The organism is Aliiroseovarius salicola (assembly GCF_027891095.1).
In the GTDB taxonomy this organism is placed as follows: Bacteria; Pseudomonadota; Alphaproteobacteria; order Rhodobacterales; family Rhodobacteraceae; genus Aliiroseovarius; species Aliiroseovarius salicola.
Genome location: NZ_JAQIIO010000011.1, coordinates 1 through 26,596, shown reverse-complemented (window position 1 = coordinate 26,596; position 26,596 = coordinate 1). Strand labels below are relative to the sequence as shown.

The 26,596-nt window shown below is 56.2% G+C and carries 27 protein-coding genes and 1 pseudogene; 6 read left to right on the top strand and 22 right to left on the bottom strand.

The annotated features are described in order from the left end of the window. Positions 1-89 precede the first annotated feature (89 nt). On the top strand, positions 90-980 hold the full coding sequence (locus O2N63_RS15510) for a helix-turn-helix domain-containing protein (RefSeq protein ID WP_271055205.1): 891 nt from the start codon (positions 90-92) through the stop codon (positions 978-980). A gap of 215 nt (positions 981-1,195) precedes the next feature. On the opposite strand, the gene O2N63_RS15505 is transcribed toward O2N63_RS15510, so the two are convergent. The 15 genes from O2N63_RS15505 to O2N63_RS15435 form a co-directional block, all read right to left on the bottom strand. Next, the gene (locus tag O2N63_RS15505) at positions 1,196-1,891 is read right to left on the bottom strand and encodes an RraA family protein (protein WP_271055204.1); all 696 of its coding nucleotides are present in this window, start codon (positions 1,889-1,891) and stop codon (positions 1,196-1,198) included. Further along, the gene (locus O2N63_RS15500) at positions 1,888-2,583 is read right to left on the bottom strand and encodes an alpha/beta fold hydrolase (RefSeq protein ID WP_271055203.1); all 696 of its coding nucleotides are present in this window, start codon (positions 2,581-2,583) and stop codon (positions 1,888-1,890) included. Before O2N63_RS15500 ends, O2N63_RS15505 begins: the two co-directional genes overlap by 4 nt. Beyond that, the gene (locus tag O2N63_RS15495; protein ID WP_271055202.1) at positions 2,580-3,704 is read right to left on the bottom strand and encodes a cobalamin-independent methionine synthase II family protein; all 1,125 of its coding nucleotides are present in this window, start codon (positions 3,702-3,704) and stop codon (positions 2,580-2,582) included. Before O2N63_RS15495 ends, O2N63_RS15500 begins: the two co-directional genes overlap by 4 nt. Before the next feature lie 22 nt (positions 3,705-3,726). Beyond that, a complete protein-coding gene (locus tag O2N63_RS15490; protein ID WP_271055201.1) occupies positions 3,727-4,689 on the bottom strand; it encodes a cupin domain-containing protein in 963 nt (320 codons plus the stop codon). Between the two features lie 148 nt (positions 4,690-4,837). Further along, a complete protein-coding gene (locus O2N63_RS15485; protein WP_271055200.1) occupies positions 4,838-5,827 on the bottom strand; it encodes a nuclear transport factor 2 family protein in 990 nt (329 codons plus the stop codon). Then, complete coding sequence (locus O2N63_RS15480; protein WP_271055199.1) at positions 5,824-6,837, bottom strand: LacI family DNA-binding transcriptional regulator; 1,014 nt, start codon at positions 6,835-6,837, stop codon at positions 5,824-5,826. The genes O2N63_RS15485 and O2N63_RS15480 overlap by 4 nt, the downstream gene beginning before the upstream one ends. Next, positions 6,834-7,598 carry an SDR family NAD(P)-dependent oxidoreductase gene (locus tag O2N63_RS15475; RefSeq protein WP_271055198.1) on the bottom strand — a complete coding sequence of 255 codons (765 nt, stop codon included), beginning with the start codon at positions 7,596-7,598 and terminating at the stop codon, positions 6,834-6,836. The genes O2N63_RS15480 and O2N63_RS15475 overlap by 4 nt, the downstream gene beginning before the upstream one ends. Next, the gene (locus O2N63_RS15470; RefSeq protein ID WP_271055197.1) at positions 7,595-8,644 is read right to left on the bottom strand and encodes an ester cyclase; all 1,050 of its coding nucleotides are present in this window, start codon (positions 8,642-8,644) and stop codon (positions 7,595-7,597) included. Before O2N63_RS15470 ends, O2N63_RS15475 begins: the two co-directional genes overlap by 4 nt. 50 nt (positions 8,645-8,694) lie before the next feature. Further along, the gene (gene hisD / locus O2N63_RS15465; RefSeq protein WP_271055196.1) at positions 8,695-10,023 is read right to left on the bottom strand and encodes a histidinol dehydrogenase; all 1,329 of its coding nucleotides are present in this window, start codon (positions 10,021-10,023) and stop codon (positions 8,695-8,697) included. Between the two features lie 4 nt (positions 10,024-10,027). Beyond that, positions 10,028-10,564 (bottom strand): ester cyclase, encoded by a 537-nt coding sequence (locus O2N63_RS15460; protein ID WP_271055195.1) that lies wholly within the window; start codon positions 10,562-10,564, stop codon positions 10,028-10,030. A gap of 127 nt (positions 10,565-10,691) precedes the next feature. Beyond that, complete coding sequence (locus O2N63_RS15455) at positions 10,692-11,687, bottom strand: nuclear transport factor 2 family protein (RefSeq protein ID WP_271055194.1); 996 nt, start codon at positions 11,685-11,687, stop codon at positions 10,692-10,694. Positions 11,688-11,863: 176 nt separating this feature from the next. Further along, positions 11,864-12,745 (bottom strand): carbohydrate ABC transporter permease, encoded by an 882-nt coding sequence (locus tag O2N63_RS15450; protein ID WP_271055193.1) that lies wholly within the window; start codon positions 12,743-12,745, stop codon positions 11,864-11,866. Position 12,746: 1 nt separating this feature from the next. Continuing rightward, entirely contained in the window at positions 12,747-13,775 is a 1,029-nt protein-coding gene (locus O2N63_RS15445; protein ID WP_271055192.1) for a carbohydrate ABC transporter permease, read from the bottom strand. Positions 13,776-13,840: 65 nt separating this feature from the next. Then, complete coding sequence (locus O2N63_RS15440; protein WP_271055191.1) at positions 13,841-15,073, bottom strand: ABC transporter substrate-binding protein; 1,233 nt, start codon at positions 15,071-15,073, stop codon at positions 13,841-13,843. 101 nt (positions 15,074-15,174) lie between these two features. Next, positions 15,175-16,230 (bottom strand): ABC transporter ATP-binding protein, encoded by a 1,056-nt coding sequence (locus O2N63_RS15435; RefSeq protein WP_271055190.1) that lies wholly within the window; start codon positions 16,228-16,230, stop codon positions 15,175-15,177. 135 nt (positions 16,231-16,365) lie between these two features. On the opposite strand from O2N63_RS15435, the gene O2N63_RS15430 reads away from it, so the two are divergent. Genes O2N63_RS15430 through O2N63_RS15420 form a run of 3 tightly spaced genes read left to right on the top strand, consistent with a single transcriptional unit; the run spans position 16,366 to position 18,707 of the window. After that, positions 16,366-17,367: a nuclear transport factor 2 family protein gene (locus tag O2N63_RS15430; protein WP_271055189.1), complete on the top strand. Its 1,002-nt coding sequence runs from the start codon at positions 16,366-16,368 to the stop codon at positions 17,365-17,367. Continuing rightward, positions 17,364-18,230 (top strand): amidohydrolase family protein, encoded by an 867-nt coding sequence (locus O2N63_RS15425; RefSeq protein ID WP_271055188.1) that lies wholly within the window; start codon positions 17,364-17,366, stop codon positions 18,228-18,230. The genes O2N63_RS15430 and O2N63_RS15425 overlap by 4 nt, the downstream gene beginning before the upstream one ends. A gap of 15 nt (positions 18,231-18,245) precedes the next feature. Then, positions 18,246-18,707, top strand: a complete 462-nt coding sequence (locus O2N63_RS15420) for a thioesterase family protein (RefSeq protein WP_271055187.1) — start codon at positions 18,246-18,248, stop codon at positions 18,705-18,707. 35 nt (positions 18,708-18,742) lie between these two features. Here O2N63_RS15420 and O2N63_RS15415 read toward each other — a convergent pair whose 3' ends face one another. Beyond that, positions 18,743-19,591: a substrate-binding domain-containing protein gene (locus O2N63_RS15415; protein ID WP_271055186.1), complete on the bottom strand. Its 849-nt coding sequence runs from the start codon at positions 19,589-19,591 to the stop codon at positions 18,743-18,745. Positions 19,592-19,618: 27 nt separating this feature from the next. After that, positions 19,619-19,762: pseudogene (locus tag O2N63_RS17585) on the bottom strand (LacI family DNA-binding transcriptional regulator); the annotation flags it as partial. Positions 19,763-19,943: 181 nt separating this feature from the next. On the opposite strand from O2N63_RS17585, the gene O2N63_RS15410 reads away from it, so the two are divergent. Continuing rightward, positions 19,944-20,585, top strand: coding sequence for a cobalamin-dependent protein (locus tag O2N63_RS15410; protein WP_271055185.1), 642 nt, complete (start codon positions 19,944-19,946; stop codon positions 20,583-20,585). A 40-nt stretch (positions 20,586-20,625) separates the two neighbouring features. Then, a complete protein-coding gene (locus O2N63_RS15405) occupies positions 20,626-21,258 on the top strand; it encodes a hypothetical protein (RefSeq protein ID WP_271055184.1) in 633 nt (210 codons plus the stop codon). An 87-nt stretch (positions 21,259-21,345) separates the two neighbouring features. Here the strand turns inward: O2N63_RS15405 and O2N63_RS15400 are convergent, their stop codons facing one another. The 5 genes from O2N63_RS15400 to O2N63_RS15380 are packed head-to-tail and all read right to left on the bottom strand — an operon-like array spanning position 21,346 to position 26,285. Next, positions 21,346-22,080, bottom strand: a complete 735-nt coding sequence (locus O2N63_RS15400) for a cytochrome b561 domain-containing protein (RefSeq protein ID WP_271055183.1) — start codon at positions 22,078-22,080, stop codon at positions 21,346-21,348. After that, positions 22,070-23,056, bottom strand: a complete 987-nt coding sequence (locus O2N63_RS15395) for a hydroxyacid dehydrogenase (protein ID WP_271055182.1) — start codon at positions 23,054-23,056, stop codon at positions 22,070-22,072. Before O2N63_RS15395 ends, O2N63_RS15400 begins: the two co-directional genes overlap by 11 nt. Beyond that, a complete protein-coding gene (locus tag O2N63_RS15390; RefSeq protein ID WP_271055181.1) occupies positions 23,053-24,306 on the bottom strand; it encodes an LVIVD repeat-containing protein in 1,254 nt (417 codons plus the stop codon). Before O2N63_RS15390 ends, O2N63_RS15395 begins: the two co-directional genes overlap by 4 nt. A 12-nt stretch (positions 24,307-24,318) precedes the next feature. Further along, positions 24,319-25,080: an HpcH/HpaI aldolase family protein gene (locus O2N63_RS15385; RefSeq protein WP_271055180.1), complete on the bottom strand. Its 762-nt coding sequence runs from the start codon at positions 25,078-25,080 to the stop codon at positions 24,319-24,321. Then, on the bottom strand, positions 25,077-26,285 hold the full coding sequence (locus tag O2N63_RS15380; protein ID WP_271055179.1) for a uroporphyrinogen decarboxylase family protein: 1,209 nt from the start codon (positions 26,283-26,285) through the stop codon (positions 25,077-25,079). The genes O2N63_RS15385 and O2N63_RS15380 overlap by 4 nt, the downstream gene beginning before the upstream one ends. Positions 26,286-26,596 lie beyond the last annotated feature (311 nt).

The following is a 26,596-nucleotide window of genomic DNA, read 5'->3' as shown; positions in this document are numbered from 1 at the left end:
CCAAGACTTATCTTTCTCAGTTCCAACTCATATCAGCAGTGTGAGCGTCGTCAAACGATGTTTGTCGGCACGATTTGGGGGGCGGCCCAATGAGCCGCAAAGCAACCGATTGGGCTTTTGCCGCGATAAAGCGGCATAAGTTAAAATCTGGCCCAAAGCTTCTGCTCTTGGTACTGGCAAATACTCACAACACGGTTAACGGCTGCTTCCCGAGTCAAGGGTATATCGCTGAGAGCGTAGGCGCTCGCTCGACAGTAAATGAGAACCTGAACCTTCTGGAAGAGGCTGGATTGATTGCGCGGATACCGCAGTGGAATGAAGAGACCAAGCGCCAGGAGACCACACGCTATTTCTTCCCCTTCGAAGAAGGTTTTGTCCGGGTAGATCCATCCGCGAAAAAACAAAAAACGATGGCGAAAAATGGCAAAATCCGTCCAGTTTCCAAACCCGGAACCGAGTCCGGAAATGAACATAAGCCGTGTCCGAAAACCACATCTAGCCGGGTCCAGAATCCGGACACTAAACCTGTAAAGGAACCAGAAAAGAAACCATGTGTTGACGGCGTGACCGCCGCACAAAACGAGAATGGGTTTTCTAAGTTTTGGGTGACACATCCAAGGACGAGGAATGAAAGCCAATGCCGGAAACTTTTTGATCAAGCCGTGTCGGGTGGAGTTGATTCCCATCGGATTGTGCAAGCCGCCAAAAGCTATCGTGAAGAGAATGATGGGAATAAACCGATGTACCTCGCATACGCCGACAACTGGTTGAAGAATGCGAGGTGGGAGGATTTCCCTGCAAAAGCAGTTGGCGAACCTGCTGCAAAAACGCTCGACGACGTCGCACACTTCTGGGCACAGAAACTCAAGGAGGGAGCGTATATTCCCCAAGCAGCGATCTCGGCGCAACTTGCGCGGCATCTGATTCGGTCTGGATTGGTGACTGCGACCGCGCTGCGAGATGCGGGCGTGGTATTTTGATGGAGCTTACCGGAAAGCAACTACCAACCCCCTGCGGGTCCTTTCTCGGCACGCTCACATGGGGGTAATTCGCACCCCGTTTTTTGAGAGAGTAATGGGAACCACAAAGGTTAGAGATAGGGTTCTTGTTGTTGTTATCACTCATCGCCACCCGCCTTTGGATTTCGAAATGCAGTTGAGTTAGCATGTAGTTGAGAGCGACCAATATCAGTCTTTTACGTCCGTGCAGCTTCAAACGCAGCCCAAGCTTTCTCAAACGCCTCGAAATCGAACCCGTCTTCGCGGGCCGGGTCCAGCACCAGTTTTTCGGTGTCGAGCAGTTTTATAATGGCTTCCTCCAAGGCGGGAACGACCTCTGGTGGAATGACCAGCGCACCGTGGCGGTCGGCATGCACAAGGTCTCCATCTTTCACCGTGAGCCCGAAGATCTCAACGGACGTGCCAATCTCTTTCACATGCACAAATCCATGCGAGGGGCCAATGGAGCCCGCCACTACAGGAAAATTATCCGGCAGGTCGCCAAGGTCACGCATAACGCCGTTGGTCAATGCTCCACTGATACTAAAGCCCTTATGCACACTGGTATTGATTTCACCCCAATAGGCACCGATGCAGTTCGGGTAATCCACATCCTCGACCACCGTCACAGCCGGGCGCGGTCCTTCGGACATGTGGCGGTAATAATCCATTCGCCGCGCCTTGATCACCTCAGGCGGTTCCTCAGGCGGGTTCACCGCAGCGATCTTCGCAGTACGGGCATAACCGACCATCGCGCCTCCTTCCGGATTGGAACACAGCATTGTGCCACGAGTGAAGTCATTGAAACCACGCTTGCCCTGCGCCACTTCGATCGCATTGCAGACGGTGGGCGTATCCACCTTTTTCAGAAGGTCCAGAAGGGATGGGTTCATAGCTCCTCCAGCCAGCGGATCAGCGCTGCATTTGTTTTGTCGGATTGTTCCAGCGTGGGCAGATGCCCCGCGTTTTCAATGATCTCCAACCGACTGTTCGGCAGCAGATCATGCATCAATACATGGCGTTCCACCGGGCAGAGCACATCCTCCCGCCCACAGAGCACCAGAGCGGGTCGAGTGAAACCGCGCAATGTGTCACTTTGATCAATCCGGCCTCGCAACGCTTTGGATTGGTTAATGAAAACGTCAGCACCGAGGTCCATCGCCATATCCATGCAGAGATCGAGGATTGCACCACGCTGCGGGCCGTCCGTGAGATAGTTGGGCTTCATCTCCTCACGCATGACGGTCCGAAGACCACCATTTCGGACGGTCTCTATCTGCGGCACGCGGCGTGCTTTAACCTCGTCTTTCTCGGCCAGCGGATTGGTGTCGATCAGCGCGATCCCCAATACCCGGTCCGGGGCCTGGCGCAAAACTTCCATCGCTACGATCCCGCCCATGGAGAGGCCTGCGATGGCAAAACGCGGTGGGGCATACGCCAGAATATCAGCAGCCAAATCCGCCATACTATCCTGACCACCAATCGGGCAGGTCATGATCGGGATCCGGCCCGACAGCACGTCCATCTGAGGGCCATATAGCCGGGCATCACACATCATGCCGGGAAGCAGCAGAAGCGGTGTCATTTGACCAAACTTGCCCCTTCCGACAGGGCTGCAAGCTTGGCAAAGGCAATGTCTGGATCCACTGCACCAAAGCCCGCAAAAGTGCCGAACCCGCAATCAGATCCGGCCATCACCCGATCTGCGCCAACAATATCTACAAAGCGCGTAATCCTTTGTACCACCAGCTCGGGGTGTTCGACGAAATTGGTGGTGGTATCGACCACGCCGGGCACCAGCACCTTATCTTCGGGAATATCCGCCTTCCGGTCCCGAAACGTCGTCCATTCATGCCCATGGCGCGGGTTTGAAGTTTCAAACAGCACGTAACGGGACTTTGTCGCCATCAGCGTGTCGAACATCTTGGCCATTGGGATGTCACAACAATGCGGGCCTTCGTAATTGCCCCAGCAGATATGCACGCGCACCTTATCTGCGGGTACGTCCGACAACGCATAGTTCAACGCCTCTACATGCAGATTTGCCACCTTCACGAATTCGTCGTCGCTGAGATCCGTAAATAGCATGTGACGAGACAGGGCAAGATCCGGGCAATCAAGCTGCAAATCCAGTCCGGAGGCCACGATGGTCTCATATTCAGCCTTCATCGCATCCGCGAGCGCAGCCAGATAGGCTTCACGCGATTTGTAATAATCGTTTTGCAGGAATAGCGAGATCACCCCGGGGCTGGCCGCGTTCATGAACCCGCGCTCGGCACCATGTTCCGCTATTGCCACCTTCAGATTGGCAATGTCTTTCTCAAGCTCCCCCTGCCCTTTTGAGCGCACTTCACCCACGCACATCGGTCGGGCGTATTTTGGCGTGCCGCCGTCATCGGCGAGCCGATTAAGAAAACCTGGAAACATCTTCAGATCAGCCGGCGCATTGCGCGGGCTGTCGCCGGCAAAGCCGGTATAGCGGTCCTTTACGTAGGTGGCGTAGGAGATTTTCGAGGTCTCACCATCGCTGACCACATCAATTCCCGCCTCGACCTGCTTACGCACTGTCTCCGACACCGCGGCTGTCATACAAGCGTCAAATGCGTCTTGTTCAAACGCCTCTTCACGTTCACGGGCAAAGATGAAATCCACCACGTCCTGTGTACGAGGCAAGGAGCCCACGTGGGTTGTTTTGATAGCTGTCATTATGGGCTCCTCCCTTTTAGGTTTAATTTCCGGTCCAGGTGGCCCCGGGCGCATCATCGGTGGTGGTGATCCGATAAAGGCTGGCCTCACCGGTCATCGAGGGTTCAGCCACATAGCTTTCACCGGGCAGCACAAGTGCGGTGTCGCCATTCGAAAGAACAACCTCGTAGCCATCCACATTGATCCGCCAATTGCCCCGCATCGGCATCAGAACAACCGGCTTTTCTGCCTTGATGGCGTCGGTCACCGCAGAGCCGCGGGTCAGAAAATCAACCTCAAAACCCGGCTTATCCTTGATGAAGCCATCCTCGCCAATCACCTTGGTGGGCTTGTCCGCCGCCAGCGCCATCATGTCCCAGTAACGGGCGACATATTTGCCGATAACGGCATCGACGGGCACTTCCGGATAGGCCTTGAGTTCTTCCTCGGTAAGAAGCGGCATGGGAGAGACATTGTGGGGCAGTTCCTCTCCTTTCTTGCTGTCATAAAGCACACCATTTTCGCCCAGTACCAACCCGTGGGCCCGTGCGTCTTCGATCACCTGAGGGGCCCAGGTCACACCGCCACCCGCATCGTCGCCACCCAGCATCGACATAATCATGCCGTAGTCGGTGCCAATGTTTTCAAAGCCACGGAAAATCCCGGTGGGAATGTTGAAGATATCACCTTCTTCAGCAACGAATTCCCCTGCTGTGCCGTATCGCCCCCAGAAAAAGCGCCAGCGGCCCTTGGCCACAAAGAACACTTCCGCCGTGGTGTGGCTGTGCAGCGAGTTGCGACATTTCGGCGGCTGTCCGGCAGCGCCGATGTTGAACCCGATCTTGTCGGTGATGTGCACGTGCTGGTCGGGAGATTCCGACACACCGCCACCGATGATGGTGAAGTTTTCCTTCTGGTCAGAGCCTGGTGTATGGGCGTCGATGAAGGCGGTTTTACAGGGTTTCAGCTCGCCATAGCGAACGATGCGGTCTTGGATATTGCTCATTTTAATCTCCTTTGGGTGGGGCTTGAACGGTTCAAACCCGGGCTCCGGGAGGGAGGTTGTTCAATCGCCGGGCACGCAGGCTGGCCCGGTGCGCGTGAAAGCGCCGCATGGCCTGACTGGCATCCAGAGATGAAATGCGGGTGGACATTCAGAGATCACCCTTGTGCAGGAGGATCTGTTTCCAGACCGAAGTTTCATCAAATAGGGTCCAGTCGCGGCGCAGCTTGACCTGACCGGGTACAACCGCACCAAATTCCGCGTGGCTGGCTCCCATCACATGCACTTGTGCACCCGTTGGCTTGCCAAAGCTGCCCCAGCCGTCATGGGTGCCGGTCAGGCTCCATCGAATGGCCGAACGCGGTGGCATATGGGGATCGTCTCGCCCGATCTGGTGGTGGATTTCGAACTTGGCTGTCGGAAAAGCCGCACGCAGCCCCATCCAGAACCGCTCAACGGGATCCCACCCGTGACCGGTCACACCGCCAGGATATTCCGATTGCACCGCACGATCATATTCCGCTTTGATCACAGTAATGTCGGCAGACATGATGCGGTTCAGTATGTCGGCGTGGCGCTCTCCCCATTCATTGTCATTGCCGCGACCTTTATAGGGGCCGGGTTGGTCGATATCCGGGGTAAAGGGCTTCACGCAGGTCTCTGGCCCGCCTTCGCGCATGATCAGGTCACGGGTATAATCGGTCACATCCCAGCCCATCTGGCGCACAATCGCGCCCTGATCGCGAATGAGCCATTCATCATCGATCGCGTTGTTCTTCGCATGACAATCAGCAATCACCCGATAGGTCAGTCGCTTGCCCGTGGCGGTACCATAGACACCATCGCCCAGATGGGTGGCCATGGTCAGGATCCGGTGCGAGGACAACATGCCTTCCTCCGGTGTTCCGGACCAAATCACGTCTTCACCCAGAAGCTCACGATCCGGAAACTCCGCCAGCGTGGCCATGGTTGCGCCAATCACGTTTTCATTGCCGATCACCACTGATCCGGGGCTGCGCACCACGATATCCGGTGCATAACAGTCATGTAGCGTTGCCAGCCCACGACCTTCCCAGATTTCACGGGTGATCTCGATAATATAGTCAGGGAAATCTTTGAATTTACTGTCGAAACCCTTCATTCACTCCATCCTTCCGGCACACGGGCAGACCCACGCACAATGAGCGGCCCGTCAATTTCGATTTTTTGAGGCTCAACATCCTCGCCATCAATTTCTGCAAGCAGGAGATCAACCGTTTCCGCCACCATCCGGTTGGCAGGTTGTCGTACAGTGGTCAGGTCATAGGCGGGCCATCCGGCTATGGGCACGTCATCGTAACCCACCACAGACACATCACCGGGCACAGAAAGGCCCAGCTCTGAACGCAGAACATCCATTACTGCAAATGCCATATGGTCATTTGCCACGAAGACCGCGTCCGGCGGATCCTGGTCAAACATCCGGCGTGTTGCATCAGTCGACTTGTCAATATTGAAATCGCCGACCTCACGGCTGTGCAGCGAAATCCCTTCCTCGGCCAGCCGCGAAACAAATCCTGCTTCACGGTCCCTCTGGGTCGATGCGCCTTCCCATCCCGCGATATAGCCGATTTTCTTATGCCCCCCAGCCAACAGAAACTCAGCAACCTTGCGCCCACCCGCCACATTATTCGAGGCGACAGAGGAGAATTCCGGCCCGTCCTGAGATCGGTTAAACAGCACTATCGGCACCCCCGCCTTGCGGCAGCGGTCGGTCAGTTCCGAGGACATGGCCACAGAAGCAGTGATGATCCCATCCACTTGATAATCCAGGATTTCCTCAACCACGTCATTCACATCCTCGGCCGTTTGCGAGGCCATGAAGATGAGCACGTGATATCCCCTCTCCTGCAAAGTATTTGAGAGCTTTTCAAGCGCTTCCGGGTAGAAGTGGTTTTCAAGATAAGCCACCACCAAACCGATAATCCGGCTTTTGCCTGACACCATGGCACGTGCAAGGGAATTGGGGCGATAGCCCAGTTCTTCGGCTGCCTTCTTCACCTTCTCTATGGTCTTTTTCGAAGCCGACGCACCGGGAGTGAAGACCCGGCTCACTGCGGATTGACTCACTCCTGCAAGGGCGGCGACTTCTGCTGAGGTAACCTTGCTCATTCCGCAGTCCACCCCCCGTCAATCATCAAGGCTGATCCAGTGACCAGGCTGGAAGCATCAGAGGCGAGATATGTGACCGCTCCCATGATATCTTCGACCTGCCCCACACGGCCCAGCTTGATCTTGTCCTCGATCCAGGCCCGTTTGTCAGGCTGGTCGAACGTGGATTGGGTGAGCGCGGTGAGGATGAAGGTCGGGCAGATCGTATTGACGCGAATCCCCGCTTTACCCCATTCGATGGCCATCGACTTTGTGAAACCTTCCAGCGCGTGTTTGGTCGCAGAGTAGACCGCACGATCCAGTCCCCCCACCTTGGACATCTGACTGGAAATATTGATCAATGAGCCGGGTTTACCTGCCGCCATCAGCCCTTTGGCCACAGCTTGAGTGAGGAAATAGGCACCCTTTATATTGAGGTCCGATACCGCATCGAAATCAGCAACTTCCGTGGCCTCCGCGGGGCCATGGCGGGCGAGACCTGCGGAATTGACCAGCACATCATAAGGACCGTTTTCGGCCACGGCTGCCTGGGTTGCATCCACATCAGCCACATCCATGACGAGAGCCAGTGCTTTCATTCCGGCCGCTTGCATTTCACCCACCAAAGCTTCCAGAGCGTCGATCCTGCGTGCGGCAACCGTCACCTCAGCACCGGCCTCGCCAAGGGCGGCCGCGCAGGCCAGACCGATGCCGGAACTGGCGCCTGCCACAAGGGCGCGTTTGCCATCAAGGCGGAAGGATGGAGTGCGGGGCAAGGTCATGAAACGGCTCCTCTTGTCTCAAATGCCGGGGCAAGTTCCGACATGCGAGCAAGAACGTCCACCCCAAGCTGCGCATAAATGTCCAGAAGATCGACCAGCACCCAGTTTTCACGGATCAAACCCTCTTCGACATGCCAGAAATCCAAGCTACGCAAGGTAATTTTCTGCCCGGTTGGTGGCAGGCCCAGCCAGCCCCCGCCAGAGAGTGTCTGTGCCATATTGGGCCAGCCGGTCACGGCCGCATAGTCGCCATCCCCAAAGAAATGATGGGGGGTTTCCTCCGGGAACTGCCCGCGATCCGGCATGGCAGACAGGAAGGGGATTTGGTGGTTTCGGCGAAATCCAACCACTCCCCGCGAGGTGCCAATTCCGGCCGGTCCATACCAGTTAAAACGCGGATGCCAGAACCGTTCCATCTCCATCACTTCCGGGCCGCCTTGCAACGGGTGGCGGATCAGGTGATTGAGCATATCGACAATATGCCGGCAGGAAGCGTCCGAGCGCACCTCATCCCGTGGACCCGACACAAATCCATCCTGGCTGGCGGGTCCGGGGACAAACAGATCGCGCCCCAGCGAGGGAACCATCGGCCAGCACCCGGACTGCATCATCAGTTCAGGAATATCCCAGATCGCCTGTATCTCCACCACTTTATCGCCTTCCAACCGGTAAAACTCGTGAAAGCGCATGTGGGCCAATTGCCCTGTGGGCGGAATGTTCAGGAAAGGTGCGATAAAGGTGCCCACATAGTGTCCGCCACAACCAACCCAGTCATTCCCTTGTTCATCAGGGCCGGACATGACAATCCAGTCGCGCGCTTCCAGATCCGGCATGGCTTCCAACAGAGGGGCATAGGCAACATCGTAAAACCTGCATGGCCCTGAAAGATCGCCAAATGGATGACACAAGCGAACACATGCGTTCGGAGCCAGAAGCTCTTCCAGCGCTGCTCGCACCGGGGCTTCGGCAAACGCCCGCATCGCCCGCCGAAACGGTGCGATCATGGCTTTATGTTCGGTGTGTCGATCCATCTTTTTACTTGTCATGAGTATCCTGGGGAGCGCGAGGGGAAGTGCCCCTCACGCCTGTCTTCACCTCATTCAGCGGCGTCGCGATAGGGCGCCCCTTCGCCATAGGGGACATTGATCCCGCCATAGCGGCGCACCCGCACGTTGCATTGTTCGGCGTGCCCCACAAAACCTTCCAGCATGCAGAGACGCGAGCCGTATTCTCCAATCATCGTGGCCGCCTCATCGGTGGTAACTTTCTGATAGGAATGCGTCTTCAGAAACTTGCCGACCCAGAGACCACCGGTGTAGCGCCCGGCTTTCTTGGTGGGCAGCGTATGGTTTGTACCGATCACCTTGTCGCCATTGGCTACATTGGTGCGCGGTCCGAGGAACAGCGCACCATAGCAGGTCATGTTCTCAAGGAACCAATCGTCGCGATCAGTCATCACCTGCACATGCTCGGATGCGATGTCATCGGCCACGGCGAGCATCTCATCATAGGTGTCGCAGAGGATCACTTCACCGTAATCCTCCCAGCTGACCTTGGCCGTACCAGCGGTTGGTAGGATGGTCAGGATACGGTCGATCTCCGACAGGGTCTCCTCAGCCAGTTGCCGTGAATTCGTGACCAAAACCGCAGGGCTGTTGTAACCATGCTCTGCCTGACCGAGGAGGTCGGTGGCACAGATCTCGGCGTCCACCGTTTCATCCGCAATCACCATTGTTTCGGTAGGGCCTGCGAAAAGGTCGATGCCGACCCGGCCAAAGAGCTGCCGCTTGGCTTCGGCCACAAAGGCATTGCCCGGACCAACCAGAAGGTGCACCGGATCGATTGTTTCGGTACCGATGGCCATGGCGCCGATGGCCTGAATACCACCCAGCACATAGATCTCATCGGCCCCACCCAGATGCATGGCGGCGATCACCGCTGGGTTCGGTTCGCCGTTGAAAGGCGGAGTACAGGCGATGATACGCGGCACACCGGCCACTTTGGCGGTGGCAACCGACATATGGGCCGACGCCACCATCGGGAACTTGCCGCCGGGCACGTAACAGCCGACGCTTTGCACCGGGATGTTCTTGTGTCCCAAGATCACGCCTGGCATGGTTTCCACTTCGACATCCAGCATGCTGTCTCGTTGGGCCTGAGCAAAATTCACGACCTGCTCCTGCGCAAACTTGATATCCGCCAGATCCTGCGGGCTGACCTTGGCGATCAATGCATCAATCTCGTCCTGTGACAGGCGATAGCTGTCGCGATCATAATTGTCGAACTTCACGGCCAGTTCGCGCACAACCTCGTCACCACGTGCTTCGATGTCTTTTAGAGTGGCTTCCACCACCGCACGCACCTTGGCGTCATCTTCCGCCCGGTCTGCTTCGGGCTTTCCGCGTTTGAGATATTCGATTGCCATAATCTTATCCTTTGGTCTCAGGTCGAGGGGCTTCACGTTCGCCCCGGTCGAAAGCTTCCCAGCCTTCTCCGTTAAACAGATCCACGCCCAATTGCGCGGCCACATGGGCGAAATCCACATTCACCCAATTGTCGACGATCTTGCCGTCGACCACTTTCCAGAAATCCATGTAGCGGATTTCAACCCGCTTACCGGTGGGGGCGATGCCGAGAAACTCACCGGAATGAGTGGCTTCCTGCCGACCAAAGGCGGCAGCCCATTCGCCCATATAAAGCCGGGCTTCATCAATGCAGGTCTTGTCGGAAAACGCCGCCTGAAAAGGGCGCTGCCAATTGTCCTGAAATTTCTTCAGCCCAAACTTGGTGCCGCAGCCCTGATTGCCCATCCAGCGAAACCCTTCGGTGAAGAAGTCGCCGATATCGTCAATGCGATGGTCATTGAGGCCATCTACCATGGTTTCGATCACACGGCGGGTGTCGTCAGTTTTGCTCATGTCGGTATCGCGGGTCAGAACCGCTTGTTCGGGGCGGGAGCCTTTCATGGCGTGTCTCCTGTCGGGATGTTGGGTGTTGGTGAGAGGGGCGCAGGACCCCCTCTCAGAAAATCCCGGGGCATCCGGTTCAGCGCCGGGTGGCGCGACAGGGCGCTATGGCGGGCGGCGCGGCTCATCAGGCAACCTCTGGTGTGCTGTTCTGGTTCGCGAAAAGATCGACGCCGAGCTGTGCCAGAACATGCGGGATGTCGACAAAAACCCAGTTTTCGACCAACAGGTCGCCCTCACGGCGCCACCAGTCGCAAACCCTCATGAAGACGCGTTTGCCGCTGGCGGGCTGGTCGAGGAAGGGTTTTACCTGGACACCAGTCAGCGAAGGCCAACCGCCCGAGCAGACGTAGTTGCCTTCACCGTAACGGGTGAAATGTGCAGTCATACCGTTGCCCGCACTGCCACCGGACCAGCCTTCGAAGGTGGATTCGAAAGGCACCTGGAAGCTGGCAAAACTCTCGAGCCCGACGAAAGAGCCGAAGGCACCGGGGCCGTACCAAACCATGTTGTCATGCCAGTAGGGGCGCCAGGCCTCGTTCTCGGTGGCAAGCCCGGCCAGCATTTCGGTGACCATACGATAGCTCTTGGCGCTCTCGACAGGGTCCTGCGGTGTAGTCAGGATGCCATCATGGCTGGCTGGGCCCTGGATCATGCCGGTGAAGCCGCGGGTCTTGCCCGGGCTGTCGGTGATCGGCCATTGGCCGGCGGCCAGCATCAGCTCTGGGATGTCGAGGAAGATGTAGCTTTCCACCGCTTTGCCGGCTTGCATGCGATGGAACTCGCCGAAGCGCAGATAGGCGAGTTCGCCGGTGGCGCAGATGCCGAGCCAGTCGCGCGAGAACCGACCAACGTAATAGCCGGTGGCGCTGATCCAGTCCTGGCCGTCAAATGCGCCGGCCAGTACGATGTCGTCGCGCCGAAACAGCCCATCGAAGGCAGCGGCGAGCGGGGCAATGACATGATCGTGCAGCCCGAGGCCGCCCGCGACCTCATTAAAGGGATGCACTACGTTGACTTGCGCATCGGGGGCGAAGAAGGCGTCAAAGACCGGCCTGAAGTTGCCCGGATGGCGTTGTGCGGCGGAAAAGGTCAGAAAGGGGGTACGGTCGAAGTTTTCCATTGGCTCTGTCTCTATGGGGTCTGTTGGGGGCGTTTGCGGAGAAGTGCCCCCCAAGGACCGGCGCGGGTGACTGAGAATGGAATGCGACCGGCCCGGCGCGCGCGAACCGCCGCCAAGGACAGGCGGCCCGCCTGTCCCCTGATGCGCATCACTGTTGTGGCCCGCGACTTCATGGCTTAGCCTTTCACCGCACCAGCGGTCAGACCGCCAACGATCTGGCGCTGGAAGAACATCACCAGGATGAACAGCGGCACAGTGGCCGAGACCACGGCTGCAACAGCAAACATCACGTTGCCTTCGGTCTGGGTCGTGCCGAGAAAGGCTGCAATAGCCGGAACCATGGTCCGGTTGCTTTCGGAAAGCAGCATCGCTCCTACGGCAAAGTCGTTATAGGCCAGCAGGAAACTGAACAGGCCCGTGGTGATAACACCCGGCCACATCACAGGAATGATCACCCGACGAAAAGCTTGGAACTGGTTGCATCCATCTACTTTGGCGCTTTCATCCAGCTCGCTGGGGATGTTCTTGAAGAACGAGTGCAGCATCCACAGGGTAAAAGGTTGGTTGATCGCCACAAGCACAATGATCGTAGTCGGCAAGATGCCCCAGACGTTCCATTCAAAGAACGGTAGCAGGTAACCGGCAACCAGAGTGATCGGAGGCATGGCGCGGAAGATCAGCGCCGTGATCAGCAGCCAGAATGTGTAGTTGTAGGTGGAGCGCGACAGGGCATAGCCCCCCAGCGTCCCGATGGTCAGCGAAATGGTGACAACAAAGAAACAGACAATGCCTGTGTTCAGCACGTTGCGCCAGAACTCTTCCTGTATCCATGCGCCTGCGTAACCGGTATCGGTAAATGAAGAGCCATAAACCGCCTGTGTCCGTTCGCCGGTGATCGCATTGGTCCAATCGGCGATCGAGAAGAAGTCGAGCTCGACCTTGAACGAACCCCAGACCGTCCAGGCAAAGGGAAACGCAGCCAGGATGAACCAGAAAAGTACGAACAGGGAGGAGGCGATCCTCAGGCTTTTGGGCATTCTTTGTGCGCGGCTGGCCATGTTATCGTGCTCCTTTAAAGTCACGCCAGGTGCGAACAAGCACGGGCGACAGAAGAATGGCGACCCCAATTATCGTGATCACTGAGGTTGCGGAAGCGGAAGAAAGCTGGCGCGTTTCGCCGCCAAGGTCATTGTAAATGAACGAACTGAGCGACTGAGCATGTGCCGCAGCATTGAAGCCGACAATCGGTTCAAACACCTTGAAATTGTCCATCAACTGTATGAGCGCAACAAACGTGACCAGCGGCATCAGATGCGGAACAACCACATATTTGACCTGCTGCCAGCGTGTTGCCCCATCGATCTGGGCAGCCTCGAGCTGATCTCCAGGCAGGGTTTGAAGACCGGCATAGAAAACCACGAAGGCAAAAGGTGCGGCGTGCCAGACACCATAGACCATCAACGCCACCCACATCAGTCCCGTCGAAGCCTTCAGGCTGAAGTCCGGGTCTCCCGCCAGAGCCACAAGCGCTGATCCGATCACACCCCGGCTGTCAACCATCCAGAACAAGATCAGCGAACCGATCAGCGGGGTCACGATCATCGGCAGAAGGGAGAAGAAGATCATAAGCCCCTTGAGATGCCGATGCAGCGAGTTGATCGCCAGCGCGATGATCAATCCCAAAACGATGGTCAGCGGCGTCACAACTGCAACGAAGGTCAGAGTGAAGGCCATCGCTCGGTAAAATGGCAGGTTACCCATTTCCGATAAGAAAGCGCCAATGGAGTCGGTTGTCGTCCAAAGCTCCTTCATTTCAGTCACCGCCAGGTGTCCGCGGTCGAAGTAGATACCCAGCCCGACAAAACGGCCCAAGGGCTTTTCAGCACGCAATTGCGCCGTGGCTTCTTGGTCGATGGTTGTCTCGGTAGTACAGCCAACCAGGGGGGTGCAGTTCTCGACTTCGATCAGCACGGCCTGGTGAGGCGCAAAGATCGATTGTGTCACCACCGAGACGATAGGCAGCGCAATGAACAACAGCATGGCGAGCCCTGTGGGCAGGAAGAACCAGAGGAATGTCTTATGGCGCATAGCGATCTCCCGGCGTGAAGTAGCGGATGCGGACGGCCAAGAAAGCCGCCCGCATGAGTGGCTTCTTATTCAAGGAAGCCTTTTTCGACGGCAGCTGCTCGGTAGGCGGCTTCAGCATCGGCCAGCGCTTGCTCAGCGCTTTCCTTACCTTGCATGAAGTCGGCCAATTCGTTGCCGAGCGCACTATGCATCAGGCCCATGTAGGGCAGCATCGGATAGGGTGTCGTCCCCATCTGAGCGGAAGCAAACACGCCCTGAGCATCATCGGTCGGCTCGTAGCCTTCGATCAGCCAGACGGCCAACGGGCTGGTTTCTTCATTCAGCATCTCGGGGCGAATGCCGTGTTTCATTGCAATGAAGGTCGCCTCGGCTTCTGCGTCAGAGATGTTCTTGCCCACGGTCCAGCCGTCCCACCAGAGGGTGGACGCCGGGGTCGAACCGCCGCCGACGGTCAATGGGGCCGCGATGGCGTGACCAGCCACAACCTCTTCCAGAACGCCTTCGGTGGTGGTCTGTTGCGACGCGCGCGAGCCCCACATATTCATGATCGCAACGTTGCCCGCGCGGTATTCCGCGTTGGTGGCATTGGAATCATGTGTCAGGAAGTCGGGGTTCATATATTCCGACAGCGCTTTCATCATGTTGAGCGCATTGACCCCGGCCTCGGTATTGATGTTGGGTTCAGCCGAGCCCGCATTGAAGTGGGAGCCGCCATAGCCGAGGAACATATTGTTGAATTCCTGGGCCAGGTTCCAGCCAGCCTTGTACGCACCACCGACCGGGTTTTGCATAATACCCTGCTCGCGGATGGCGTTGGCTACCTCCAACATTTCTTCATAGGTGGTAGGAACTTCGACACCGGCTTGCTCGAGGATGTCTTTGCGGAACATCAGATGCTGTGCGTTGGCCATGAAAGCTACGGCCATGATGTTGTCGCCGATCTTGATCAGTTGGCTGGCCTGCAACCCATCGCCGTGCTTCTCGACCAGATCATTCAGCGGGCGGATGACGTCTTCGTTCATCAGGGCCACGATCGAGCTGTTGGCAATGATTGCGGTGGTGTATTCCGACGGGTTGCCCGACAGGCCAGCAACGTTGATGGTCTGGTGCTCAGAGGTCAGGTTGGATTCAACCGAAGCGCCGGTGCATTCCTGCGCGGCTGCGCCAACGGCTTGAATCGCAGCAAACTCGTTGCCGACAATGCTGACGCGTGCGTTGATCTCGCAATCGGCAAAAGCACTGCCCGCAGCGGCGGTAATGGCAAGGGCACTGGCAATGGCCACTTTTCTGAAAAACATCTAATTTCCTCCCATAGATGTGGTTGATCTGGAGGGTGCAGCTTCGAAGCCTGCACCCATGTTCATGTCCGCCGAATGGGCGGGGAAAGGGATCTTCACCCTTATTCTCCGAGACGTGCTCCCGTCTTTGCATCAAACAGATGGCAATGTTCGGTGTGGATGTGCAGCGAAACCTTATCGTCGATTTCGGACCGGAAGGTTTTGTCGGCCTTGACTGAGACCAGCTGCCCGCCGATCCGCACCGACACCATTGTGCTGTCGCCCAGAAGTTCGAGCGTGTAGATTGGTGCATTGATCTCGCCGCTCTGGCCGTTTTCGGTCACATTGGCATCCTCGGCACGAAAGCCGAGCGTCACTGGGCCATCTGGTGCGTTCAAGCCGGAGACGGTCGTGTTTTGCGCTGTGAAAACTCCGTCCTTAATTTCCCCGTCGATCAGGTTCATGGCGGGTGAGCCGATGAAGCTGGCAACAAAGGCATTGGCTGGCTTGTCATAGATATCCACCGGGGTGCCAACCTGCTGAACCACGCCCTGTTTCATGATCACGACGCGGTCAGCAAGGGTCATCGCCTCGATTTGGTCATGAGTCACGTAGATCGTGGTGACCGCCAGCTCGTGGCTCAGGTTCTTGATCTGGGCACGGGTGGATACACGCAGCTTAGCGTCGAGGTTTGACAGCGGTTCATCCATCAGAAACACATTCGGTTCACGCACGATCGCCCGGGCAAGCGCCACACGTTGGCGCTGACCGCCCGACAATTCAGCAGGCTTTCGATGCAGGAAATCGTCCAATTCAACCATTGCCGAGGCGCGGCGCACCTTCTCATCATGAGTGGCAGGATCGATGCCGCGTACCTTCAATGGAAAGCGAATGTTTTCATAAACGTTCATGTTGGGATAGAGCGCGTAGCTCTGGAACACCATGGCCACGTCACGGTCCTTGGGCTCGAGCTCATTTACCCGGTTACCATCCACCAGGATGTCGCCTTCGGTGGCGTCTTCAAGCCCCGCGATCATCCGCATCGTGGTTGTCTTGCCGCAACCCGAAGGCCCAAGCAGCACCAAGAACTCCTTGTCGGCAATGGTCAGGTCGAAATTTTCGACACCCACAAAAGCGCCCCAGCGCTTCGACAGGTTGCGCAGCTGGATCTCTGCCATTCGGATTCCCCTCCCATTTGGAATCTGGTTTTGCATACGAATGCAAAAAGGTTAGACTCCATCGCGACATTTTGGCAAGATGTTTTTGCATACGCATGCATTAAATCCGGCAAGACACTGAAAATGAGGAATAAAGTGGACGATCTTCAAGATGCGAAACACGTTATCAGGGCCTATCATACTGATTTGGAGGCTCTGGATTCGAATCCACAGGACTCATTGAGCAAACATGTGACGGAGGATTATCTGTGGCGTGGCTTCCACCCGTTTGGAGAAATATCGGGGGCTGACGAGGTGGCAAATAGCTTCTGGCATCCGCTGCGGGAAAGCCTTACCTCGCTGCAGCGGCGCGAGGACATTTTCTTTGCCGGAAGGAACCAGATGGATGGGTTCGAAGGTATTTGGGTTGTGTCGATGGGCCATCTGATGGGGTTGTTTGACAAACCTTTCTTAAACATCCCTCCTACCGGCAAGATCGCCATGCTGCGCTATTGCGAATTCAACAGGGTCGAGGATGGAAAGATTGCAGAAACCGCGATGTATTTCGACCTGCCGCATCTGATGATGCAGGCGGGACTGGATCCTTTCCCCATCCAGACTGCCGCCCAACTGGTGCAACCCGGACCACAGACACATGACGGACTGCTATATGATCCACAGCCCAGGGAAACCGGAGATGAAACCCTCAACCTGATCAATCGGATGATCGGAGATCTGGGGCAATGGGATAGCGGGCTGAGCTTGGAAGATGAACTGCGCCTAACATGGGCCGAAGACATGCTTTGGTGGGGACCAACCGGGATCGGTGCCACCTACACAATCCCGCGCTATGCGAAGCAGCATTCAGGCCCGTTCCGCGCCGCCTTCTCGGATCGCTCAAAAACCACCCATATCGCCCGTTTGGCCGAAGGGACCTACGGTGGCTTCTTTGGGTGGCCCAATTTCACGGCTCGCCTGACCGGTGATTTCATGGGGCATAATGCGACCGGTGAAACCGGTGAATTCCGGGTGATCGACATCTATCGCCGCGAAGGGGACAAGCTTGCCGAAAACTGGATCTTCATCGACCTTTTGCATTTCTGGAAATCTCAGGGCAACGACGTATTGCAACGCCTCGCGGATGGAGAGCTGACATGATCGACGCCCATCACCATCTTTGGGATCTGACTGCGGTACATTACCCTTGGCTTATGGCCAAGGACACGCCGCGGTTCTTTGGCGACCCGGCTCCGATCCAGCGCAACTACCTACTGGATGAGTTCCGCAAGGTGGCCGCTGCGCAGGGCATCTCGGGTTCGGTACATATCCAGGTGGGTGCGGAAGACGGCTGGGCCGAGGCGAAATGGGTGCAGAAAATAGCCGAGGAAAACCCCGATTGGCCATTGGCGCAGGTGGTGTTCTGTGACCTTACCGCATCGGATCTTGGCACACAGCTTGACCGGTTCAAAACCCTCTCGACAGTTCGCGGTGTACGCCAAATCGTGGGGCGCGCGCCGGGGGAGGATACGATAACCGGAACCAACACGCTGCTGGATGATCCGAAATTTGCCGAAGGCCTGCAGGAAGCCGGGCGTCGAGGACTGTCTTTCGACCTGCAGTTGATCCCTGAGTTGATGGAAAAGACAGCGCGTGTGCTGGGGGAAGCTCCCGACATCAATGTAGCGCTCTGTCATGCCGGTAGCCCACATGACCGGTCAGATGCCGGGCTAAAGGATTGGGAAAGTAAACTCCGCACTCTCTCTACCCTGCCCCATGTCACCTGCAAACTCTCCGGTCTGGGCATGTTCCAACATAACTGGAACACCGACAACTTCCGGCCGATCATCGACACCTGTCTGGACCAGTTCGGCCCTGACCGCTGCATGTTCGGATCAAACTTCCCGGTCGACAGCCTCTATTCCGATTATGCCACCCTTGTGAACGCTCATCGCCAGATCGTGCCGGACGCAATGCATTCACAGGTGTTTCACACGACCGCCGCCACATTCTACGGCCTGTAAGGAAAGGTTCATTTAATGAGCAAGATCTTTATCTATGAGACCACGGTGCATGCAGACTGGATCGACTATAACGGCCATATGCAAGACGCCTTCTATGGGCTGGTGTTCAGTTATGCTGTGGATGCACTTCAGGATGAGATCGGTTTTGACGAGGCCTATCGCGAGCGCACAGGCTGCACGATCTATCTTCTGGAAGATCACAAATACTATCTGAAAGAGGTTAAACAGGGAGCGCAGCTACGTGTCGAGACCGCTGTTCTCGACAGTGACGACAAACGGTTCCATCTGCATTTGCGGATGATCCATGACGGGGCAGATGTTGCCATTTGCGAGTTTATGGAACTGCATGTCCAAAAACACCCGACACCTCATGCATCTCCCATGCCGGAAAGCATCGCCAGGCGACTGGAAGACGCCAGATATCATGACCCTGATCAGCTCAAACAGCGCTCAAGAGAAATTGCCTTGAAGCGTTAGGCAAGGCGCTCCCAGTCACCAATGGCATTTGCGGCTTATAACCGTACAGTATCGCGTAATATGAGCGTGCCCGGGAAATGCCGGATCACCGCGTCAAGCTCAGTGTCCTCAATCCGGTCGATCAACAACTCCACCGCATCCTGGATCATCCGACGCACGGGCTGTCGAATGGTGGTCAATGCATGCCCGGGCCAGCTTGCTGACGGAATGTCATCAAATCCGATCAGCGAAAAATCCTTTGGTGCATCCAGACCCAGCTGATGGCGCGCGGCGTGCAACACCCCAAGTGCCATAACATCACTTGCGCAGAACACCGCATCAGGTTTTTCATGTCTTGAGAACAAGCGAAGCCCTGCTTCCACACCACCCTCAAAAGTGTAATCCCCATATTCTCGCAGAAAGACGCTTTGGCCCGCTTCTGCAAGCCGATCTGCGAATCCGTCTTCGCGCGCTTTTGAGGTTGCATCATCCCGCTCCCCCCCAATGAACGCAATTCGCTCATGGCTGGTTTCACACAGGAAATCCGCCGCGATTTTCCCGCCTTCTCGATTTTCGATCTGCACCGAACTGACACCCAACCCATCTGTGTCACGGTTGTAAAGCAGAACCGGAATCCCCTGCGATTTACAGGCCTGAGCCATCTGGTCACTGAGTATGGCCGACAGGATCATCACGCCATCGATCTTGAACTGCATCAGAGAGTTGAGCGCATCATCCACTTCCGCCTCGGTTTCGACAGTAAAGAGCAGCATCTGCCAGCCATGCGCCTGCAATCTGCGGCTGATCAGGGCAATGGTTTCTGAGAAAAACGGGTCCTGCAATCGCGTCACGATCACCCCGACGATTCCAGAGCGCTGATGCGTGGCATTGCGGGCCGCCGACATGCTTCTTGCAATTGCATTCGGCTGATACCCCATTTCCCGTGCAACATTCAGAATGTGCTTTCTGGTTTTTGCAGCAATAGATGCCTTCGGAGAGAACGCCCTCGACACAGCAGACTGGGATACACCCGCTGCCTTCGCTACATCGTAGGAAGTTACTGATCTATTTGCCATTTCCACCCCTCAAAATGCTCGGAACAAATCCTCGTTAAATCCAACATACACAATCCACCCCTACAACTGAACCCATCCGGACAATTCATGAAGGCAATGAGAGAATCAAATATATTTGGTTGACGACCGCATCTAAGTCATGCATTTTGAATGCGCATTCATTCAAGATTCGGAGACCCTGATGCTGACGGAAGAAGAAAAGGACATCATGTTCGACGCCATCTGTGACGGCGAAAAGGAAACTGTCGTCGACCTCGTGACCAAAGCCCGCGACGCTGGGGAAGATCTCGGCAAATTGCTGAACGATACGATGATCCCTGCCATGGCGGAAATTGGTGATCAGTTCTCCGCTGGTGAGGTCTTTGTTCCCGAAATGCTGGTCGCCGCGCGCGCCATGCAGGGCGGCATCGATATTATCGAACCGGTTCTCGCGGAAACGGATCATGAACCGGTCGGACGCGTCTGCATCGGCAGCGTCAAAGGCGATTTGCACGATATCGGAAAGAACCTTGTTGTCATGATGCTGAAGGGCGCAGGCTTTGAGGTTGAAGATCTCGGAGTTGACGTTCCTGATGAAGAGTTTGCCAAAGCCGTAGAACGCGGCAATCAGGTGGTTTGCCTGAGCGCCCTACTGACCACCACCAAACCCCGCATGATAAGTGCTATCAAACATCTTCGCGCTTCCAGCAACGAAGCAAAGATCGTGGTGGGCGGTGCGGTCATCACGCAAGACTACGCAAACCTGATTGGTGCGGATGCATTCGGCGAAGATGCTCCGGGTGCGGTAGGCGCAGTTAAGCGCGCCCTTGGGCTTGTCGCATGATCCCGACACATACGAGATGAACGCCCCCCTTCCCCCCTCGATGCAAGCCATAACATACGAAGTGCCGATGGACAGCTTGCTGCCCATCGCACAGTCGCGCCTCCAGCGTCAAAAGCAATATGCCCGAATGTTGGAGCGCGGCGGATCTCGAGCCAAGGGGGTGATGGGTTGGCTTGAACAGGCGTCTCATTGCATCTCATCCCTTGGCAAGGCGTCGATCATCCTGAAACCCATTGACGCAAAACCGACAGCACAGGGAATTCTGCTGGATCAACGCGTGTATCTGGACGGTGAAGATATTTTTCGCAAATTGAGTACAGGCGGTGAGGTCACAGCTTACCTGTTGACACTCGGCTTTTCCCAACAGCAGGCATTCGACTTGCTGGATCAGGATTACGCCGCTCATCATGTGCAATCGGACCTCGCCAGCGAGGTTCTCTTTGCACTGGGGCGCGCGGCGCAACAGGTATTGCGTAACCTTTACCCGAACAATCGCTTGATCCGCGTTCCCGTCCAATCAACCGCCATCTGCGGAGAGCGCCGCACATGGGATCCCCGCCGTGTACAGGAGTTGTTATCGGTCTTTGACGACATCAATCCAGGAGTATCTCTCACCGAGACCGGCTGCTTCTCCCCATTGAATTCGCTGCTCGGCCTGACCTTGAGGGTCTGAACCAGTTTCTTGCGATCGATAGAGAAACCCAAGCAACCTTTCAGGTCATCCGTCGTTTGCCCGCAAAGTTCACTTCAAGCTATCAGCTCAGGGCTTTTTGCCCTGCGCCTTGAACATCCCATGATAGCGTTTTCGGTTGAACGGATGTTCCGGATGGTTGCCATAGACCGATTGATAGGTGTCGTGATTATGCCCCCTGCCCTGCAGGATGACCGCAGCGACAAACCCCGCCAAAAAAATCCCAGCAAGCGCAATGGCAATGCCTGGCATCCAGAATTGAGAAAGCCCCGTAGTCACAGCCCCCAAAGCCAGAAACAGGGCAAAATACCCGGCCGTCTTGTGATAGGCCTCAAACCACCAGCGCTGAGGGGTCATGTCAAAGTGATCCCCTCCCCACGTGGCGCGATCCTCTGGGTCTGCTTCAGCCGCCTTGCGCCCGCCATGACTGCCTCGCAGCCAAGCTGACCCGCCCTGCAGCACGCCGAGCCCGATGGTACCCAGACCAAACCAGGCATGCAGAGTGCCAGAAAACCCACCACTGAGCAGCATGGCAAACCCGGCCCCACCCACAGCAAGAAAGATCCCGGCATAGAGCGACAGCTTATGCAGTGTCCACGGCAGCTCCGGCCATGCCCATTTGGAGGTGCCGCGCGGAATACCGTAAGGGGTTGGCCGGATTTTTCCGAAACGAAGGAACATCACCGCTGCGGGAACCAAAACAAACCAGATACCAAACATAAGAATGGCATGATTGTCCCAATGGATCGGGATCGTGATATCAAGCAGCGGAATGCGTCCTTCGGTCGGGATCTCATAAGTCATGAGCAGCCTCTTTCAGGGCCGTTGCGTTAAAGATGAGCTCAGGCTTCAATTCACCCGTCAGACCCGCAAGGATGTTCTGCGCCGCCACAACGCCCATGGCACGGGTGCTTTCCGCACTGAGTGCAGCCGAATGCGGACTGAATACCACGTTGGGCAGTGACAGCAGGCGGAGATCCTTCGCGGGAGGCTCCGATGCAAGACAGTCAAGCCCTGCCCCACCACTGGACATGCGGGCCCGCAAGGCATCGAACAGGGCCTCTTCATCGATCAGGCCGCCCCGAGCGGCATTGATCAGAATGCCCGTGGGCTTCATCCTTGCAAGCTCCTCCACGCCGATCAACCCCATCGTGTCAGGGTTAGCGGGCAAATGCAGGCTGAGCACATCAATCTCCGGCAAAGCAGCTTTCCAGTCCTCTACCGGCACATAACCTGCGCTGCGCACCACATCCGGGTCAACAAAGGGGTCGAACACTTTGACCGACATATCGAAGGCAGCGGCACGGCGCGCCACTTCCCGACCGATGCGCCCAAAACCCAACAGCAGCAGGGTCTTGCCCGAAAGCTCACTCAGCGCCACTGTATTTCGATAGCTCCACTTGCCGTCACGCACTGCCGCATCGCTGGGGATGATCTTTTTTGTCAGGGCCATCATCATCGCCATAATCTGCTCAGCAACCGAGACCGCATTGACAGGACCGACAATCGTTACAGGAATGCCCCGCGCGCCAAGCTCGGCATTGGGCAGGTTGTCGCAGCCGACACCATGCCGCGACATAACCTTCAGATTGGGCATTCCAGCCGCCATCTCGGAAGTGATCACCCCATAGCGGATCAACAGCGCATCCGCCGCCGATAGGCTCTCCATCGGCAGATGAGCGCTCGGGTCTTCAAAGAGTTCAATCTCCAGATCCGACTCCACCTCAAGAAGCGCCATGCCATCAGGGTGAATTTTCCCCGCGATTACCAGCTTGGTCATTTGAGCCCATCCATTTCCATGATGTAGAGCCCGGCATTCATGTCGGTTGTGTAGATAAGACCTTGCTTATCCACGTAAACATCTGTCGTATCAACAACCACCGGGCGGTTCGGTCGGTAATCCATCAACTCCTTCGGCGCAGGCGGCACACATGCAGCAACCTCTTCCGGGCGGAACGGGTTCGAAATGTCATAAACCCTGAGACCTGCATTCTGATAGCTGACGAACATCAACTCTTCGCTCTGAAAACCTTCGGAGCGGTTTTCATGCACATTATGCGGGCCAAATTGACCACCCTTATTCTTGTAGTCAGCCTCGTCCGGCGGCAAGGTCGTGGCAATGGTGACAGGGTTTTCCCGGACCGAAATATCGTAAACCCAGTTACGCTTGATCCCATCTTCGCAATTGTCGGCCTGGCTTTCTTCAACCACAAACAAAATACCGCGATCAAGCAGCGGCAACGTGTTGTGAGTGTGGCCAGCAAAGGGCGGGCACGGATTGTCATGGCTGATGAATTTCGGATTATAGCGGTCCGACACGTCGATCAGCGACATGCCACCATCGCGCCAGGCGGCAGCGCCCAGATCACCTTTGATGATCGCATGATGCAGAGCATAACGGTATTTCGGATCCCACCAGGGCTCTTCACCGCCTGCCGTGTGCATACCCTCTTTCCAGAGTTTGCTGACGACTTCGGGCTTTTCCGGATTACGGAAGTCTACAATCATAAAGATATCATCCGAGAATCCCGGAGGAAGAGCTGAGATATAAGCCCAGTCGCCACCGTCCCAGAACACACGGTGCACACCGAGGCCGGGAACATCGAGGAAGGCGATCTCGCGCGGGTTTTCCCGGTCGGAAATATCATAGACACGCATGCCGGCCGACCAGGGTTTTTCACCGGCAAAGTCGACTTTATCGGCAACCGAACCCTTGTAATACTCACCCGGATCGAAAGCGCCCGAGGTTTCGACCTTCAGCATGTCACACATGTTGTTGACAATCAGGATGTCGCCGTGGGTTTGCAAGTGCTGCGACCAAGTGCCCTCGGGCTGCGGGATATGTTTGACGAATCTCGGTTTTTTCGGATCACGCACGTCGATGATCGAGAAACCGTTATTGAACACATGGCCCACATAAGCATAGCCGCCAGACACCATGATCTGGATGCCATCAGCACGGCCACCCTGATCGGAATGGCCAATCAGGCGCATATTTTTAGCATAGTCGGGGGTCAGAAGATCGGACATATAGGTGTCTCCTCAGGAAGATGTGTCTTGCTTGCGAGAGGCCAGTTCCTTGGCACCTGCGAATAAGAAAGAATGGTCGGAGCCGCTCAGGAAAAAGCTGGCCCCCTTGTCACGCCAGGGGGCCATGTCTTCGGTTGGAGCTACAAAAAGGCCCGTCGTCGCCCCTTTCACCTCCAGAACGTCAGCACATTTCTCCGCGATCCCGGCGTCGTTGAAATCGCTGAGCCCGTAGGACACGGTCAGGTCGGCACGCCCGACAAAAAGCGCATCAACCCCGTCAACCGCGGCAATCGCCTCTGCGTTTTTAACGCCTTCGCGATCTTCGATCTGGCAGATCAACGATACTTCGCTGTCAGCCGCCGCACGATGCTCGGGCAATGGAACAGCCCCGTAACCACCGGCCCGTGTCGTGCCAGCTATGCCGCGCCCTCCCGGCACGTAACGCATTGAGCGTGCCAGAGTTTCCGCCTGCTCAACGCTCACCACATGGGGCACAACAACACCCGCCGCACCGCAATCCAGTACATTCAGGATGAAGGCGGGGCTGTCGTCCGGCACGCGGATGAGAAGCGGCACGCCAACCGCCTTGGCGGCCAGCATGCACAAGTTGATCGAGACCTTGTCGAAGGGGGAATGCTCCCCATCCAGAACCAGAAAATCGAGATCGGTTGCGCCCAGAACCTCAATCACGGTTGGGTGCGGTGTCTTGATGAAACACCCGACCAGTTGCTCACGCGCCAAAAGACGCTTCTTGAAGGTGGCGTTCGGGCTCATGCGCCACCCTCACGTTTCAGACGATCGAAATAGGAGGCATTGCTTTCAAGCACATCATCCAGAGCAATCGGATAGCACCTCATCTTGCCGACCATTTCAAAGAAGGCGATTGTATTTTCCGGCGGAATATCATGACCAATATTGTGGCAGGGCGCGATGATATAGCCCCCATCGGGGGCTAGGTCCTTCATGCGCCGTGCAACTTCCCATCGAAGCTCATCAGGCGTGGCCCCTGGCATCATCTGCTGCACATCCATGGCACCATGAAAAGCAATCTGGTCGCCGAACTTTTCCTTCAGTACGGCAGTGTCATCCATCCCAGCCGTGGAGGTCTGCACCGGGTTCAGAATATCCGCCCCGGTTTCCACCAGATCGTCAATCAACGGAAGAACCGCGCCATCGGTGTGCATCATCAGCTTTACATTGGCGCAGGATTTGATGTGCTGGTGCAGCTTGGTATGAAATGGCTTTACCCGCTTCCGGTAGAGCTTCGGCGACAGCAGCAACGACGTCTGCGTGCCGAGGTCATCCGTAACATAAGCAATCTGCACATAAGGCCCAACGGCCTCCATGTAGCGTGTCCACATACGGCACAAGAGGTCGGTCACTTTAGTCATCAGCGCATCGCTGAATTCGGGATTGACCACCATATCCACAAAAAACTGTTCGTAACCGCGGATCTGCAGACAGCTCATCAGGGGGCCCGCTTTGATCGCATCAGCCCCAATCACATAACCGGTGTTTTCAAACAGATCCTTTGCCCTCTCAGCCAGACCGTCAAACTGATCCGGATCTTCCGAGTCAGGCCAGTGGTGAGCCTCAATATCTTCGATGCTCTCCGCATTCTTGAGGGGCGCACCGTCAACCGCAAAATGGTCGCCATCCGCACCTTTATAGGGAACCCCCCACATGTCGATATAGCCATCGGCATCGTCACGTTCGGTGACCTGCACCCAGTTTGGCACAAGCCAGCGGAAATCGACCCCTAAGAACTCAAGTAGAGCTTCATCCGGAACCACGGTCTGCGCCATTCGGTCGAGGATCTTTCCCTCATTAACCATCTCGACACCCGGCAGATGCGCCTTCAGATCCGCATAATGCTGCTTGTGGATCGATCCGATATGCTTGCCCATATCCAGCGGAACCCACTCCGCACCGCTGCGCGCCATTGCTGCTTCGAAGTTTTCCCGTGGTGTCATTGCCATTTGCTCATCCGCTGCTTTTGAGTTTTTTGCACCAAGTGATTCCAAATCCGAACCACATGACTGCGCATTCATTATTTTAATACCGATGCATCTGTCAAGTCACACAACGCTTACCAAATTGCAGCCAGATGCGGATAAATTACATCTAATTGATATTTTCCTTGCAATGGCTATATGAATGCGCATTCCTCTCCACCAATCACAAGGGAGCATCGCATCGCTCTTTGACGCACAGCATTTCTCAATTCCCAGGAGGAAAAATTGGCACTTTTGCAATTCATGAAACGAGGCGACGCCATCAAGACCGCAAG